Below are 14,353 nucleotides of genomic sequence, written 5' to 3'. Positions count from 1 at the left end.
GCAGTCACTATTCTTCGAGGCGGTCCGCGATTCGCTGACTCCCGAGGACGAACAGCCCGGCGACGAACAGCACGCCGACGGCGAAGAGGTACAGCGGGTCCTGCTCGACGTCGACGAGGCCGACCAACCCGAGCGCACAGCCGAACAGCAGCCAGCCGACGGCGGCCTGTCGCTCGCCGCCGTAGAGGTGGATGCCGGCGGCGGCGACGAAGACCAGCGCACCCACGCCGGCGAAGGTGCCATCCGGAAGGTCGAACGCCAGATCGGCCAACAGCAGCGGCACCAGAACCAACAGGACGAGCAGACGGCTGTAATCCGAAGGGTCGCGATTCATACCCGAGCCTCGGCGCGGGCGGCCAAAAGTCCACTCGAAGCGGTTCGGACGCTCGGTCCGTCAGAGGGGCCGGTAGACGCCGCCGGATTCGGTCACCTCGCCGGCCCGCTTGAGCTTGCCGAGGGCGCGTTCGACGTAGGATTCGGACACGCCTTCGTCGGCCGCGTAGGCGACCACGTCCACGGCGGTCGGCTCGTCGAGTTCGTCGAGCGCATCGCGGACGACCTGCTTGCGACTTCGGGACCCGCCGCCACCGCTTTCGGCCCGTTCGCCCGCGGCGGCGACGGCGTCGGTATCCAGCCCCGACGCCGTCAGAAACTCCTCGTCGCTGATGCCGACCCCGTCGAGGTCGATGTCGGCAGGGTCGACGAACTCCCCGTCGTCGGCGCGCTTGGCGAGCATCGAACTGCGGACGCGGGCCGCGGCGTCGGAGGTGTCGGTCTCGGCGAAGGCCTTCAGTTTCGCGAACTTGTGGCGCTTCTCACAGCGGGGACACTTCGTCGTCTCCGGACGCCCCTCGATGACCCACAGCGCGTGGCACTCCTTGCAGCCGACGACCGAGTACATACGCCGGGCTTCGGCGTCGTCGGATAAAAACCCACGTCGACGGGGCGGGTCGACGTCCGTGCTGGTCAGGGGAACGCTCAAGATTCCCGCCGCCCACCACCCGCTATGAAACGCGTCGGACTTTCGGACCGCGAATCGGTCGAAGCCGTCGATGACGTCCACCTCACACAACTGGCGACCGGCGAGAAGACGAGCATTCAGGGCTTCGAAATCGAACCGGGCGCGACCGTCCCGGAACACGACCACCACCACGAGCAGACGGGGTTCGTCTACGAGGGCGAGTTGACGTTCATCGGCCCCGACGGCGAGGAGACGGTCGTCGGGCCGGGCGATTCCTTTACGATTCCGGGCGACGAGCCACACGCCGCCGCGAACCGCGGCGACACCGTCGTCCACGGGGTCGACATCTTCGCGCCGCCACGGCCGAACCCCGACTGGGCCGAATAGCTAGCCGTCGACCAGTCCCCAGCGCTCGTCGTCGTAACTGCGGTCGCGTGCGGCGTCCAGTTGCTCCTCGATGGCCCGTCCGAGTGCGGCCTTCTCCTCGCGGCTGATTCGCGCCAGTTCGTCGGCCTTCGCCACCGCCATCGGCGGCCCCTTCTCGTGGGCCACGTCCCGAAGTACCTGCATCGTCAGCGCCTCCCGCAACTCCTCGTCGCGGGTGAACACGGCGGGCGCCTCGACGCGGTAGAGTTGCTCCGTGCGCGGGTCGAACACACAGAAGAAGGTCACCTCGTAGTCGGCGGCCTCGCGCTCGCGTTCGATGCCCAAGGCGTCGCCGTCGGTCGACAGCGGTCGGTCGACGCCGCCCCGTGAGACGAACCAGTTCGTGAAGGTGAGTTCGTCGGTCAGCGTCTCGCCGTCGTCGTCTGTCCGCTCCAGTACGCGCGTGAAGAAGGCCGAGTCGTCGACCCACGGCGCGCGCTCGGCCTCCCGGACCGCCTGAATAATCGCCTTCGAGCCGCTGTTCTTGACGAACCCGATGAGCGGGACGCCGCGGTCGGCGAACTCCTCGACGAGGTCGATGTAGGCCGCCACGACCTCCCGCGGGAGTTCCTCCTCGACCAGCAAATCCGCCAGTTCGGGGTGGCGGTCGCTCCAGACGAGCAGGCCCTTCGGGTAGATGGGGCCGTCGAGGATGAGCAGGTCGTCGACCACTGCCGACTGCATCCCCGCGTGCTTGGCTTCGGCGAGATACAGCGACAGCGCGTGAACTACGGCCTCCTCGTAGCGGTTGACCCGCGGCGCCTGAATGATGCGCCCGCGCGAGTAGCCGCGGTCGAACATCGTCCAGTCGTCCTCGCCGCAGTCGACCGTCGCGTCGTTGGAGTGGACCGTCGTCACCACCGACCGCGCCCGGTGGAGTTCGAGGTCGGAGGGAACCGAAGCCATCGCCGCCTGCGCGACGTCCAACACGAGACCGTTCGTGAACGTCGTCGGATTGATGGTCCCCGAATCGAGGCCGTGCTGTGTGGGAAAGGGCGCCTCCTGCAGGGCGGCGTCCTCGGCATCGATGCGCTGGCGTTGTACCTCGTCGAGCGGTTCGACGACTCGCCGGTCGTCGTACATGAGCGGGTCCAGAAACTCCTCGAAGACGGTCTCCGCGAAGGAGTCGTGGTCCGTGGCATCGACGCGCTGGCTGATTCGGCCCGCCAACTGCGCGATGCCGTCGAAGTGGACCGGGTCGAGCGTCATTGGTGGCTCTCGGTCGGTCTCCCTGTTAAATGGTCGGGCGCTAGGATTCGACTCTGATGGAAGGCGGGTAGAGCGTGGCGACATCTCGACCGCAAACAGCCGGAAAGCCCTCGGCCCGCTGACGGTCGCTAAGCAGGATATCCTCCCTGCGGTCGGATAGTGCCTGCTTAGCGACTATATAAACGTCAGCGGGCCTCGCCCTTTCATTCCGCCAGGGACGGCACCTGCCTTTCCCCGGGTCGGAGGGTCGGCCGTGCGGCCGACCCCTCCTCCCGGCCGAGTGTTTATTTATAAATGGCGCGCGCAGGCCGACCGCCGCGAGCAGAACGCGAGCGGCGGTCCGGCCAGCCAGCGCGCGAGGGACGACCGACTGAGCGAAGTCGTTCGAGAGAGCGAAGCTCTCTCGTGATGACGAAAGACGCCTTTGGCGTCTTTCGAACCATGAGGATATGTCGCTGAACGACCGCCAGCCGGCTGAGGGCTTCAGAGGTGTTGAAAAGCCATCCGCCATTTATAAACAAACACCACAGAACCCATCACGCGACTACTCCGGCGGCACAACGAAAAGCGAGATGGCGACGAAACAGGCCGCGAGCAGACTCCCGACGCCGACGCCGAGCGTCAGCGGAATCGCCAGAAGCCACCCAGCAGCGGCACCTCCGGCGAGCGACGCGGGCATGGCTGCCAGCAGGCCATCGTACCGCGTCGGCGTGGGCGGCGGTGTCTCCGTCACATCCACACCATCAACCCCCGTCTAATTAAATCTCATTACTAGACGACATGCTGCCACTTCCGATGACGGAGTGTCGGGGGTCCCCGCAAAAGCTGCGAGCTCATCAATGGCCAGTCCAACCCTCAACGATTGACAGCGATTTTTACCGCTAAGACATTTTCAAAATCTTCCTGATAGGTCCCCATCTGTTCCTTACCATATCCAGCACCGATAGAACGGAGTAGATAGCAAGGATGAACGCGAACGAAAAGCTAATAATCAAAAGAGGTTGATGGATACCGACGCCACCCGACGAAGGGTTTACTGTTTTTCCCCAACCCTCAAGAAGGCCAAAAAGGAGTGAGAATACCGAAATAAGTAGTCCTACAGTGCTGGCCGTCAAGAAATTTAGAATATCAAGCTTGTCATCTATACGCCCTAATTGAGAGTAATTATTTTGAAGAGTAACCCGACGAGCCATCCTGTGAGTGAGTACACTACTGGTGATAGATCCTGCCCAAAAGACGATTCCATTGATACTGTAGAATGAATCTACAACATTTTCGATGTAGTCCACACCACCCGTCCTTAGTGTGAGAGATAGGATGGAGATATAAATCACCATCATAAATAATCCCGCTCTGAACACTCCGAGAGCATCATCAGCAATGGCTCCGAGGGCGTCCCGCTCGCCATCTCCAATTGAGTGGGAACCTTCTGACATTGTTTCGGTATTTTACTTGCCGATTTATATAACAATATGCCTCAAACAGTTCCACACTGCTGTTCGCGACCTACGAGACGAATCTCCGAGAGACCACACAAACCGTCTACTTCCCCCAGAACGGGTCCCGTTTCCGGTGTTTGTCGAGGTACATTCCGAGGGCTTCGAGTTCGTCGGTCGGAATCTCGTCGGAGAGTTCCTGTTCGAGGATTTTCGCGTGTTTCTCGGGAATCTCGGTCCAGAGTTCGTCGCCTTCCTCGATTTGCCGGCCGACCGTCGGGCCGTCGATGGAGGCGGCGACTTGCTCGCCCGCGCGGGCCTCGTCGACATCCTCGCCGGCGTCCTGTAGGGATTTGAGCTGGCCGACGCGTTCGGGCTCGTTGCCGTCCCACTTGACGACGCGGGAGTTGCGCTTCAGGGTGCCCGACATGACCTCGACGCCGACGACAGCGGGGTTGGACTGCCGGAAGGTGTGGTCCTCGAGGATGCGGAACCGGCAGGGTCGCTGAATCTTGTCCAGTACCTGCTCCTGCTGGGCGCGCTCGATGCTCTCGACGTGCTCCTCGTACTCCTCGATGAGCTGGTAGATGACGTCGTCGACGAACAGTTTCACGTCGCTTTCCTCGGCCTCGCGTTCGGCGTCCTCCAGCACGTCGACGTTGAACCCGAGGATGGCCTTGTGCTTGCCCTCCTCGGCGGTCGAGGCGACTGCGATGTCACGCGGGGCGACGTCGCCGACCTCGGCGCGGACGATTGGAATCTCGCTTTCCTTCAGCGTCGAGGCGATGGCCTCCAGCGAGCCGAGCGTGTCGGCCTTGACGACGACACCTTCCTCCTCGGTGACGACGTCGATTTCGGCGAGTTCGGCCTGGACTTCCTCGATGACCTCCTCGACGGGACGGTCGCGGACGACGCGGACGGGCGCGCCCGCCATCGCGTCCGCGAGGTCCGGTGCGGCGATTTTCACACCCGCGGCGGCCTTGACCTCCTCGACCTGCTCGAACTGTTTTTCGGTGCGAATCTCGGCGAGCGGTTGGGGCTGGAGGAGCGCGCGCACCTCGGTGACGATGGGGTCGTTCTGTCCGCCGACGACGATGGTGTCGTCGGTGCGGATGGTGCCGTCGTAGAGGACGATGTCGATGGTCGCGCCGAAGCCGCGTTCCTCCTTGACTTCGAGGACGGTGCCGACGCCGGGGCCGCCGACGTCGACGGCCATCTCCTCTTTGAGATAGCGCTGCGAGAGGCCCATCATGACCGTCAGCAGGTCCGGGACGCCCTCGCCCGTCTCCGCGGAGACGGGGACGACGCCGATGTTCTTCCGGAAGTTCTGGACCCGCCAGTACATGTCTGCCGAGAAGTCCTCGTCGGACAGTTGGCCGATAATCTCGTAGAGTTGTTCATTCAGGCGGCTTTCGGCCCGCTCGCTTTGCTTTTCGAGCGTCTGCTGGACCGGCATGTCCGGGTTGGGGTTCCAGCCGGGGATGGTGTCGATCTTGTTCGCGGCGACGATGAACGGCGTCTGCGTTCGCTTGAGGATGTCCAGCGCCTCCCACGTCTGCGGCTGGAAGCCGTCGTTGACGTCGACGACGAGGATGGCGATGTCAGCCAAGGCGCCGCCGCGGGAGCGCAGCGTCGAAAAGGAGTGGTGACCGGGCGTGTCGATGAACAGCAGGCCGGGCAGGTCGAAGTCGTCGGGGTCGACCAGCGCGCCCGCCATCTCCGAGATGGTCTCCAGCGGCACGGCCGTCGCGCCGATGTGCTGGGTAATCGCGCCCGACTCGCCGGCGGTGACGGCGGAGCCGCGCACCTTGTCGAGCAGGCTCGTCTTGCCGTGGTCGACGTGGCCGAGTACGGCGACGATGGGCGTCCGCAGCGACTCCGAATCCCCGTCGTCGGTGGTGTGGGCGTCAGACATAGAAGAATCCCTTATGAACGTACAGCCGACCGCAGCATATAACGGTTTCAATGTCGCGCTGTCGGCAGTCGTCGTACCGACCGACGCCCGGAACTGAGCCGTCGAGCGCGGTCGCGGACCCTAACGTTGATAGACGGTCCCCGTATAGCGGGGCGTATGACCGAAATACTCGCCGAGAACCTTTCGGAGAAAGAGGTCATGGGCTCCGACGGCATGAACCTCGGAACGCTCTACAACATCACGATGGACCTGAAGACGGGGTCGCTCCACCACGTCATCGTCGACCCCGCCGAACGGGTCACCTCGACGGAGTTCGACCGCGACGAACACGGTAACCTGCTCATCCCCTTCACCCGCGTGCAGGCCGTCAAGGACAACATCGTCGTCTCCCGCTAACCTCGATGCACGTTCTCGATTCGTCGGCATTTATCAACGACTACACCACCGATCAGAGCATCGCGACCATCCCGATGGTTCGGGAGGAACTCGAAGACGAGGCCGGCTACCGCTTCGACGCGCTGGAGGGTTCGGGCATGCAGATTCACATCCCCGACCCCGCGACCATCGAACGCGTCGAACGCGCCGCGCGCGAAACCGGCGACCTCGAAGAGCTTTCCCGGACGGACATCCGCCTGCTCGCCACGTCGTTCGAACTCGACGCGACGCTCGTCACGGACGACTACGCGATGCAGAACGTCGCCGAGAAACTCGATATCTCGGTCGACGTCATCGCACAGGACGGCATCGACGAGCGCCGCGACTGGCAGTTCCAGTGTCAGGGCTGCGGCCGGGTCTTCGACGAACACCGCGACCGCTGTGAAATCTGCGGCAGCGACCTCGAACGGAAGCGACCCTGAGGGCGTCCCCGTACGGGTCAATCGAGCTCGTCGATACCCACGCCGACGAGCTGTTCGAGGACCTCCTGCTCGGTGAGGCCGTACTGGACCGCCAACCCCTCGATCTCCTCGGCGGTCTCTTCGTCGCAGACGAGGGTGTAGCGACGCATGCCTCATAGGTATGTGAGACATCCGCATAAAATCTCGTCAGACGAGTAGCCGACGCCGGACTGACAAGGTTAATTCGCCTCGCTCCCGTAGCGCCGACGATGAGTTACTCCACCGACCGAGCCTCCCCGTCCCCGGTCGCCACCGTCGCCGTGGCGGCCGGCCTCGCCCTCGCGGGGCTCTTCGTCGGCCTGCTGCTCGGCGTCATCAGCATCTCGCTCGTCTCCGCGGTCGTACCGCTCCCGGCCAACTCCCCGGAACGGAACGCCGTCGCGCTGATCGCACAGGGGGCCGGCCTCGTCGCCGTCGCCGGCCTCTACATGGACCGCCACGACCTGTCGTGGTCGTATCTCCGCATCTCGAAGCCGACGCTCCGCGATCTCGGCTTCGCCGTCATCGCGACGGTCGTCCTCTTCGGCGCGCTCGCGGTCGCGTCGTTGGTCATCGAGCAACTCGGGCTGACGACGACCGAACACTCCGTCGCCCAGTCGGCCGAGGAGAACCCGGCGGCCCTGCTGCCGCTCATTCCCCTCTCGATTCTGATTACCGGCCCCACCGAGGAACTGCTCTTCCGCGGCGTCATCCAGACGCGCCTCCGCGAGGCGCTCGACAGCGACGGCGGCGCCGTCGTCGTCGCCGCGGCGGTGTTCTCGCTGGTCCACGTCCCCGCCTACGGTCTGACCAGCGGCTTCGGAACCGCCCTCCTGACGACGCTGGCTGTGCTCTTTCTCCTCGGCGGCCTGCTCGGCGCCGCATACGAATACACCGGCAACCTCCTCGTTCCGATTATCGCCCACGGCGTCTACAACGCCATCGTCTTCGGGAGCAGCTACCTCGAAGCCATCGGCGCGTTCTGACTCCGGCTACGTGATTCTATAAGTGAAGTGTACCGGCTCCCTAACTGCGAACAGCCCGAAAGCCCTCGGCTCGCTGGCGGTCGCTAAGCGGGATATCCTCCCTACGGTCGGATAGGGCCCGCTTAGCGACTCCACTCCGTCGCCACCGAGCCTCGCCCTTTCAGTCCACCAAGGTGTCGGAGGTTCAACCAGCAGAAACAGCCGTTCCACGTCAGATATCCGATAATCCCGCCGAAATCCTACTTCTCGACGCTACGAACCGTCTTGTCTTCGACCGCGTCGGCCTCCTCGAAGTCGCCGCCACCGAGCAGGCCGCGGGCCGCGCGCTTGCCCCACTCGACGGCCGGTTGGGTGAACGTCGAGACGTCCAGCAGTTCGCCGTAGAGGATACAGGCGGCCTCCATCGCATAGAGGAGTTCGCCGACGCCCTCGGCGTCGAGGCGGTCGATTTCGATACGAACGTTCGGCTGGTCGGCCGCCGCCAGCGACGCCTCGGTGGCTTCGAACTCCGCGTCGAGCAGGTCGCCGAGGCTGCCGCCACCGAGATACGAGAGCTCCTTGATGTCCGTCTCCGGAATCGCGAGGTCCGACCGCTCCCGGGGCCGGACGAGCGTGACGAGTTTGTCCGCCCGACCCGCCCGGTAGAGTTGCAGTTGGGAGTGCTGGTCGGTCGCGCCGAGCGCGCGGGCGGGCGTCTGCCCGAGGCCGTCCTTGCCGAGGCTCTCGGCCCACAACTGGGCGAACCACTCGGCGAACGGCTCGAGGTCCTCGGCGTAGGGGACGAAGGCGTTCGTCGTCGCCCCGCGCTGCTCGAGGGCGTAGGCCACCGCGCCGTAGGCGTAGGCCGGCGACTCGAACAGCGACGGGGTGAGCGCTTCGCGGCCCGCGGCGCCACCATCGAGGACGCTCTCGATGTCGCCGCCGAGCGCCGCCGCCGGGAGGAGGCCGACCGCCGACAGCGCCGAGAAACGACCGGGAACGCCGTCGGGGACCGAACACGACGGCAGGTCGTGTTCGTCGGCCAACTCCCGAAGCGGTCCCTCCTCGCCCGTCGTCACGACGGTGCGTTCGGTCCAGTCGACGCCCGCCTCGTCCATCGCCTCCTGGACGACGAGGAAGTTCGCCAGCGTCTCGGCTGTCGTTCCCGACTTGGAGACGACGTTGACCAGCGTCGATTCCAGCGGCAGGTCGGCGAGCAGGCGCTTGGTGTGGGCCGGGTCGACGTTATCCAGCGAGTAGTGGCCCTCCAGTCCGAGTGCGGCCGAGATGGTGTCGGCGCCGAGCGAGGACCCGCCGATACCGACCGTCAGGACGGCGTCGGGGTCGAACCCCGCGACGGCCTCCCGAATCTCCTCGGGGTCAGTATCCGCCGGAAGCGCGAGGCTCGCGTAGCCGAACTCCCGGTCCTCGATACCCGCCTCGATGCGCTCGTGGATGCGAGCGACGCGTTCGTCGAGGCGTTCGAGGGAGTCCTCGGAGACCCCCCGGTTCGTCTCCGTCGCCAGCGCGTTCCCGAAATCGACGTTCATGTACGTCAGCGCGGGGCGCGTCACAAAGGCGTTGACGATGTGTCCGTAGACCATCGCCCGGCGCCACGACGACCGATACCGGGCGGTTTATTCGCCGGACGGCCCTATCCGACGGCAATGAGCGAGGCGTATTCGGGGGTCTTCGGCGCGGTTCCCTACGCGTTCCGACAGAGCCAGTCCCGCGCGTTCCGGGTCTACGCCGTCCTCGGCGGCCTGCTGGCCGGCCTGCTCGCGGTGTTTTTCACCTTCGCACTGGTCGTCAGCATCGCGACGACGGCGAACCTCAGCGGCGGGACGGTCACCTTCGTCCGGTCGGTGTTCGTCTTCCTCGGCTTCCTCGTGACCGCACCCCTCCTTGCGCCCATCCTACTGGTCGCCCGTCATCACCGACGGGAGGGCAGCGACGCCCGCTACGATACCGCCCTCGCGGCGTCGGGCGCCGGCTACCTCGTCACGCTGTATCTCGGCGCCGTCGCCTCGATGCCCGCCGAGTTCACCACCGACGGCGAGGTGACGACGCGGCCGGAACCCTCCGGCGTGACCGCCCCCCTCGTCGATGCCCTCTATGCGCTGCCGGAATCACTCTCGTTGCTCCTCCCGCTGGCCGGCGCCGTCGGCATCTATCTCGTCCACCGCTGGTTCCGATAGCCACCCCGCGAATCGGCGCTGGTGTGTCACCCCACCCCGCGAAACGCGGAAAAAGCCCGAGCGCCTTCACTCGACCATGAGCGAAACCGAGACGGAAGGCCGCTTTCTCGTCACGCACGTCGACGACACCTCGGCCGTCCTGAAGGACGTCGACCGCGGGCAGGTCCACACCCTCGGCGACAACCCCGACCTCGAAGAGGGCGACCTGCTCGAAGGGGCCGTCGCCCCCGAACCGCCGATGGAAGTGACCTACGAACTCGTCGAAATCGAGGCCCGACGAAACCTCACCGTCGAGCACAGTCCCGAACCGCCGACCAAACAGGAACGCGATATCGCCGCCGAGCAGGCCGAAGGCGAGTTGGCGACCCGGGAGCGCGCCGGCACCGGCGAACTGCACGTCCTGACCGTCCCCGACGACGAGACCGATGAAGCCATCGAGGACGTCCTCAACGACGAGGCGACGCTGGTTCGGGCCGCCCGCCTCGACGTCAACCGCGTCGAGATTCGGAGCAAACCGGGCGTCGTCAGCGTTCGCTATCTGCCCTGAGTTATGCCGGATATGGCCGTTCGCCGAGTATCTCAAACTCGTCGCCCACGCGCAGTTCCGTGCCGACCGTCTCCTCGGGGACGAAGGTGTTGACCATCAACCGGAAGTAGTGGTCGAACCACGCCTCCGAGGCCCATTCGGGCAACGTCTCCTCGCGATTTTGCATGAACGTCTCCCGAAAGCCCGGCGTTTCCTCGCCCGTTTTCGGGTCGCGAGTCGGCACGACACACCGCTGACAGGGGTTCGACCCGACGAACTCGCAGTCGCCAATACGGAAGCCGACAGCCGTCCCCTCACTCTTATAAAGGCGGTCCTCCCAGAACGCCTCGACGCCGCCGACGACGAGGTTCGGCCGGAGCCGTCGTTCCATCTCGTCGGCGTCGATGCCGTCGAACCACCCCGCGACCGCTTCGAGCGTCGCCTTCGCGATGACGGTCGGCCCCGAGGCGAGCGTGTCGTCCGGAAAGCCCTCCCGTTCGCCGCGTTTCAGTTCGACCGGCTCCCCGAAGTAGTCGGTCAGCCACGCCTCGATGGCCTCACGCTCGTCGACGTCGAAGGCGGCCGAGTCGCCGTCGTTCGGCCGCAGCGTCAGTCGGCCGGCTTTCGGGTCGAACCCCGACCGCAACTCGTGGACCCGGCGATCGTTCTTGCCGTTTATATACTCGCCGTCGGCGGCGACCATCGCGAAGCGGCGGTCGTAGGTGAGGCCGCCGTCCGGCCTGATTTCGACCCGTTCGAGGGTGTCGTGGGGGTCCAGCGACTTGACCGGGTAGACGACGATGCGCTCCAGCGTCGGCGTTCCCATCGGGCGAGTATGTGTGGCGGCCGGGTTTCAAGCGTTCGGTGACCCCCGAAGGTTCCGGTCGGCTTCCCGAATGGAGCGGGTCGAACGGAACAGTCCGGAATCGGCCGGCCGTCTCCGACGGGATATTTAAATACCCCGAGGCGTGGGGACGGCTGACACGGCGAGATGGGGGCGCTGTGGCCGGTTCACGGCGACCCCTTCGACGCACGAACGATAACCCTTATTCGCGGGGCCCTCACACCGCAACGCATGGACTTGTCGGTACCGACTGTCGACTATTCCGACTACACCAACCGCCAGCTGGTCGCGATACCGCTCGGCCTACTGGCGGCCTCGTTGGTGATTCTCGCCGTCGCCACCGTCGTGGCGGGAACGCCGGTCGAACTCGGCATGGAGTTCACCGGCGGCGCGGAGATACAGATACATACGAACGGAACGGCCGATTCCCCCGCAGAGATCGAATCGTCGTTCGACGAACCCGTCGAAGGGGTCACACAGGTCGGGTCGCCGACCAGCAACACCTACATCGTCGAGTTCCAATCGGAGAACTACGAGGACCTCGACGGCCTCGTGACACAGGCCGAAGACGCCGGTTACGACGTCCAACAGCAGGGCGAACGGAGCGCGAGTTTCGCCTCCGACTCCCAGACGCAGGCCGTCTTCGGCCTCGTCATCGCCTTCGCCGGGATGGCGGCGCTGGTCTTTCTCATGTTCCGGACGTTCGTCCCCTCCATCGCCGTCGTCGCCTCGGCCTTCTCCGACATCATGATTCCGCTGGCGCTGATGCGACTGTTCAACATCGAGTTGACGCTGGGAACGGTTGCGGCGCTCCTGATGCTCATCGGTTACAGCGTGGACTCTGACCTGCTTTTGAACAACCACGTCCTCCGGCGGCACGGTGATTTCTACACCTCGACGTTCCGGGCGATGCGGACCGGTGTGACGATGACCGTCACCTCCATCGCCGCGATGATCGTGATGACCGCCGTCGCCAGCCTCTTCGGGATTCCGCTGTTGCCCGAGGTCGGCCTCGTTCTCACGTTCGGTCTGCTGGCTGACCTGATGAACACCTACCTGCTCAACGTGAGCCTGCTTCGCTACTACAAATACGAGGCGATCGCGAAATGAAACTGCATATCAAGAAACACTGGCGTATCTGGCTGCTCGCGCTGTTCGTCGTCGTGAGTACCGTCGCGCTCTTCCCGTTCGGGGAACTGCTCGGCGGCGGCGAGGAGATGGACAACGAGACCTCGCAAGCGACCACCTCCGAATACACCAACCTCCAGTTCGGCCTCGAACTCTCCGGCGGGACGCAGGTCCGGGCCCCGCTCGTCGGGATGACCGTCGAAGCGGAGTTCACCCGCGACGAGGAACAGGCCATCGAGCGAACCGTTCAACAGGAACTCAACGTCAGCGCCGGCGACGTGCGTGCAAGCGCCGACAGCAACACGGTCGAACTGTTCAAGGACCGCTACGAGGGCAACATCACGCAGGCCGAGTACGCGGCCGCCCTGCAGGCGGCCGGCCTCGACGTGACCGAAGACGACGTCCGGATGGGCGTCACCGCCGACACACGCAATGGCGTCGAGGACGTCCTCAACAACCGCCTCAGCGGGCAGGGCCTCAGCGGCGGGCAGGCGACGCAGGTTTCCTCGCCCGGCCAGCAGTTCATGCTCGTCCGGGTCCCCGGCGCGAACCGGACCGAGGTCATCGACATCATCGGCGACCGCGGGCAGGTCGAAGTCGTCGCGCTGTATCCCGAAAACGGGACCTATCGCTCCGTCTCGCTGCTCGACCAGAGCGACTTCACCGAAATCGGGACCGCCCAGCAGGACCAGCAGGGGACGCCCTACGTTCCGCTTCGCGTCTCCGAAAGCGCCGCGCCCGAGTTCCAGTCGTCGATGCAGGAGTACGGCTTCGACCAGCAGGGCGGCACCCACTGTCGGAACTACGACCTCAACCGGAGCCTCGAGGAGAACAAGCCCGAACTCGAGGGCGACCGCTGTCTGCTGACGACGCTGGACGGCGAGGTCGTCTTCGCCGCTGGCGTCAACGACAACCTCGCGAGTTCGTTCCGCTCCGGTTCGTGGGCCGACGACCCCAGCTACCGGACGACCGCCTCCTCGCTGGAGGAGGCCCGCGAACTCGAGATCAACATGCGTGAGGGCGCCCTCCGGACGACGCTGGACATCGGGAACCGCGGAACGTCGTTCTACCTCCAGCCGAGTCTCGCCCAGCAGTTCAAACCCCTCTCCATCGCGACCGGCTTCGCCGCCGTCCTCGCGGTCGCCTTCGTCGTCTTCCTCCGGTACCGCAGGACGGAGGTCGCCGCGCCGATGCTGCTGACGGCCGCAGCCGAGGTCTACATCCTGCTGGGCTTCGCCGCCGTCACCGGCCTATCGCTGGACCTCTCACACATCGCCGGCTTCATCGCGGTCATCGGGACGGGGGTCGACGACCTCGTGATAATCGCGGACGAAATCATGCAACAGGGGGAGGTAAAGACCTCCAAAGTCTTCGAGTCCCGATTCCGGAAGGCCTTCTGGGTCATCGGGGCCGCGGCGGCGACGACCATCATCGCCATGTCGCCGCTGGCGGTCCTCTCCTTGGGTGACCTGCAGGGCTTCGCCATCGTCACCATCGTCGGCGTCCTCATCGGGGTGCTCATCACCCGGCCGGCCTACGGTGACATCCTGCGTATCCTCGTGTTGGGCGACAAGTAAGCCCACTTTTTGCACGGCGGGCCTGCGGCCCGCCGGCAAAAACGTGGGGAAAATATGCGCGCGTACTCCTTTCGCGCGGCTTCGCCGCGCTCCAGTCCGTGCGCGCTACGCTGGCTCGGTCTTCGACCCTCGCCAGCGGGAACCGCCTCGGGGGCCTTTTCGAAGGCCCCGCTCGGCGGATGCTATTCTCTGTGGTTAAGTGCGTTTCAGTATATAAGAGATGAATCAACCGCTCGATACGTACGCTCGTTCTCACTTCTAATATGTCCGGTTTATTATCGACCGTCACCGCC

The 14,353-nt window shown here is 65.0% G+C and carries 17 protein-coding genes; 8 read left to right on the top strand and 9 right to left on the bottom strand.

What is annotated here, in order from left to right:
- Nucleotides 1-7: 7 nt before the first annotated feature.
- Together U5914_RS08260 and U5914_RS08255 are read right to left on the bottom strand one after the other, a co-directional pair.
- On the bottom strand, nucleotides 8-334 hold the full coding sequence (locus tag U5914_RS08260) for a hypothetical protein (protein ID WP_336135285.1): 327 nt from the start codon (nucleotides 332-334) through the stop codon (nucleotides 8-10).
- 60 nt (nucleotides 335-394) lie between these two features.
- On the bottom strand, nucleotides 395-901 hold the full coding sequence (locus U5914_RS08255; protein WP_336135284.1) for a DUF5817 domain-containing protein: 507 nt from the start codon (nucleotides 899-901) through the stop codon (nucleotides 395-397).
- A gap of 105 nt (nucleotides 902-1,006) precedes the next feature.
- On the opposite strand from U5914_RS08255, the gene U5914_RS08250 reads away from it, so the two are divergent.
- Nucleotides 1,007-1,348 carry a cupin domain-containing protein gene (locus U5914_RS08250; protein ID WP_336135283.1) on the top strand — a complete coding sequence of 114 codons (342 nt, stop codon included), beginning with the start codon at nucleotides 1,007-1,009 and terminating at the stop codon, nucleotides 1,346-1,348.
- Here the strand turns inward: U5914_RS08250 and U5914_RS08245 are convergent, their stop codons facing one another.
- The 4 genes from U5914_RS08245 to infB all read right to left on the bottom strand — a co-directional run bounded on the left by U5914_RS08245 (nucleotide 1,349) and on the right by infB (nucleotide 5,947).
- Nucleotides 1,349-2,596: a DNA double-strand break repair nuclease NurA gene (locus tag U5914_RS08245; RefSeq protein ID WP_336135282.1), complete on the bottom strand. Its 1,248-nt coding sequence runs from the start codon at nucleotides 2,594-2,596 to the stop codon at nucleotides 1,349-1,351.
- A gap of 544 nt (nucleotides 2,597-3,140) precedes the next feature.
- Nucleotides 3,141-3,329, bottom strand: coding sequence for a DUF8015 family protein (locus U5914_RS08240; RefSeq protein ID WP_336135281.1), 189 nt, complete (start codon nucleotides 3,327-3,329; stop codon nucleotides 3,141-3,143).
- Nucleotides 3,330-3,477: 148 nt separating this feature from the next.
- Complete coding sequence (locus U5914_RS08235) at nucleotides 3,478-4,032, bottom strand: hypothetical protein (RefSeq protein ID WP_336135280.1); 555 nt, start codon at nucleotides 4,030-4,032, stop codon at nucleotides 3,478-3,480.
- Between the two features lie 106 nt (nucleotides 4,033-4,138).
- Nucleotides 4,139-5,947, bottom strand: coding sequence for a translation initiation factor IF-2 (gene infB / locus U5914_RS08230; protein ID WP_336135279.1), 1,809 nt, complete (start codon nucleotides 5,945-5,947; stop codon nucleotides 4,139-4,141).
- Nucleotides 5,948-6,103: 156 nt separating this feature from the next.
- Between infB and U5914_RS08225 the strand changes: the two genes are divergently transcribed.
- Nucleotides 6,104-6,343: a PRC-barrel domain-containing protein gene (locus tag U5914_RS08225; protein ID WP_336135278.1), complete on the top strand. Its 240-nt coding sequence runs from the start codon at nucleotides 6,104-6,106 to the stop codon at nucleotides 6,341-6,343.
- 5 nt (nucleotides 6,344-6,348) lie between these two features.
- The gene (locus tag U5914_RS08220; RefSeq protein ID WP_336135277.1) at nucleotides 6,349-6,804 is read left to right on the top strand and encodes an NOB1 family endonuclease; all 456 of its coding nucleotides are present in this window, start codon (nucleotides 6,349-6,351) and stop codon (nucleotides 6,802-6,804) included.
- A 17-nt stretch (nucleotides 6,805-6,821) separates the two neighbouring features.
- On the opposite strand, the gene U5914_RS08215 is transcribed toward U5914_RS08220, so the two are convergent.
- Nucleotides 6,822-6,953, bottom strand: coding sequence for a CopG family transcriptional regulator (locus U5914_RS08215; protein ID WP_336135276.1), 132 nt, complete (start codon nucleotides 6,951-6,953; stop codon nucleotides 6,822-6,824).
- Between the two features lie 99 nt (nucleotides 6,954-7,052).
- On the opposite strand from U5914_RS08215, the gene U5914_RS08210 reads away from it, so the two are divergent.
- Nucleotides 7,053-7,808, top strand: coding sequence for a CPBP family intramembrane glutamic endopeptidase (locus U5914_RS08210; protein ID WP_336135275.1), 756 nt, complete (start codon nucleotides 7,053-7,055; stop codon nucleotides 7,806-7,808).
- Nucleotides 7,809-8,047: 239 nt separating this feature from the next.
- Here U5914_RS08210 and U5914_RS08205 read toward each other — a convergent pair whose 3' ends face one another.
- Nucleotides 8,048-9,337 carry a glucose-6-phosphate isomerase gene (locus tag U5914_RS08205; protein ID WP_336135274.1) on the bottom strand — a complete coding sequence of 430 codons (1,290 nt, stop codon included), beginning with the start codon at nucleotides 9,335-9,337 and terminating at the stop codon, nucleotides 8,048-8,050.
- Between the two features lie 117 nt (nucleotides 9,338-9,454).
- Here U5914_RS08205 and U5914_RS08200 point away from each other — a divergent pair, with 117 nt between their 5' ends.
- Both U5914_RS08200 and U5914_RS08195 read left to right on the top strand, forming a co-directional pair.
- Nucleotides 9,455-9,985, top strand: coding sequence for a DUF8056 family protein (locus U5914_RS08200; protein ID WP_336135273.1), 531 nt, complete (start codon nucleotides 9,455-9,457; stop codon nucleotides 9,983-9,985).
- 76 nt (nucleotides 9,986-10,061) lie between these two features.
- The gene (locus U5914_RS08195) at nucleotides 10,062-10,532 is read left to right on the top strand and encodes a DUF5812 family protein (RefSeq protein ID WP_336135272.1); all 471 of its coding nucleotides are present in this window, start codon (nucleotides 10,062-10,064) and stop codon (nucleotides 10,530-10,532) included.
- A 1-nt stretch (nucleotide 10,533) separates the two neighbouring features.
- On the opposite strand, the gene U5914_RS08190 is transcribed toward U5914_RS08195, so the two are convergent.
- Entirely contained in the window at nucleotides 10,534-11,337 is an 804-nt protein-coding gene (locus U5914_RS08190; protein ID WP_336135271.1) for an MOSC domain-containing protein, read from the bottom strand.
- A 249-nt stretch (nucleotides 11,338-11,586) separates the two neighbouring features.
- Between U5914_RS08190 and secF the strand changes: the two genes are divergently transcribed.
- Nucleotides 11,587-12,465 (top strand): protein translocase subunit SecF, encoded by an 879-nt coding sequence (gene secF / locus U5914_RS08185; RefSeq protein ID WP_336135270.1) that lies wholly within the window; start codon nucleotides 11,587-11,589, stop codon nucleotides 12,463-12,465.
- Nucleotides 12,462-14,060, top strand: coding sequence for a preprotein translocase subunit SecD (locus tag U5914_RS08180; protein ID WP_336135269.1), 1,599 nt, complete (start codon nucleotides 12,462-12,464; stop codon nucleotides 14,058-14,060). The genes secF and U5914_RS08180 overlap by 4 nt, the downstream gene beginning before the upstream one ends.
- Nucleotides 14,061-14,353 lie beyond the last annotated feature (293 nt).

Origin of the sequence: Natronomonas amylolytica (assembly GCF_037031205.1) — an archaeon.
GTDB classification, from domain to species: domain Archaea; phylum Halobacteriota; class Halobacteria; order Halobacteriales; family Haloarculaceae; genus Natronomonas; species Natronomonas amylolytica.
Note: the sequence above shows the minus strand (reverse complement) of the source record. Positions and strands in the feature narration are given on the sequence as shown.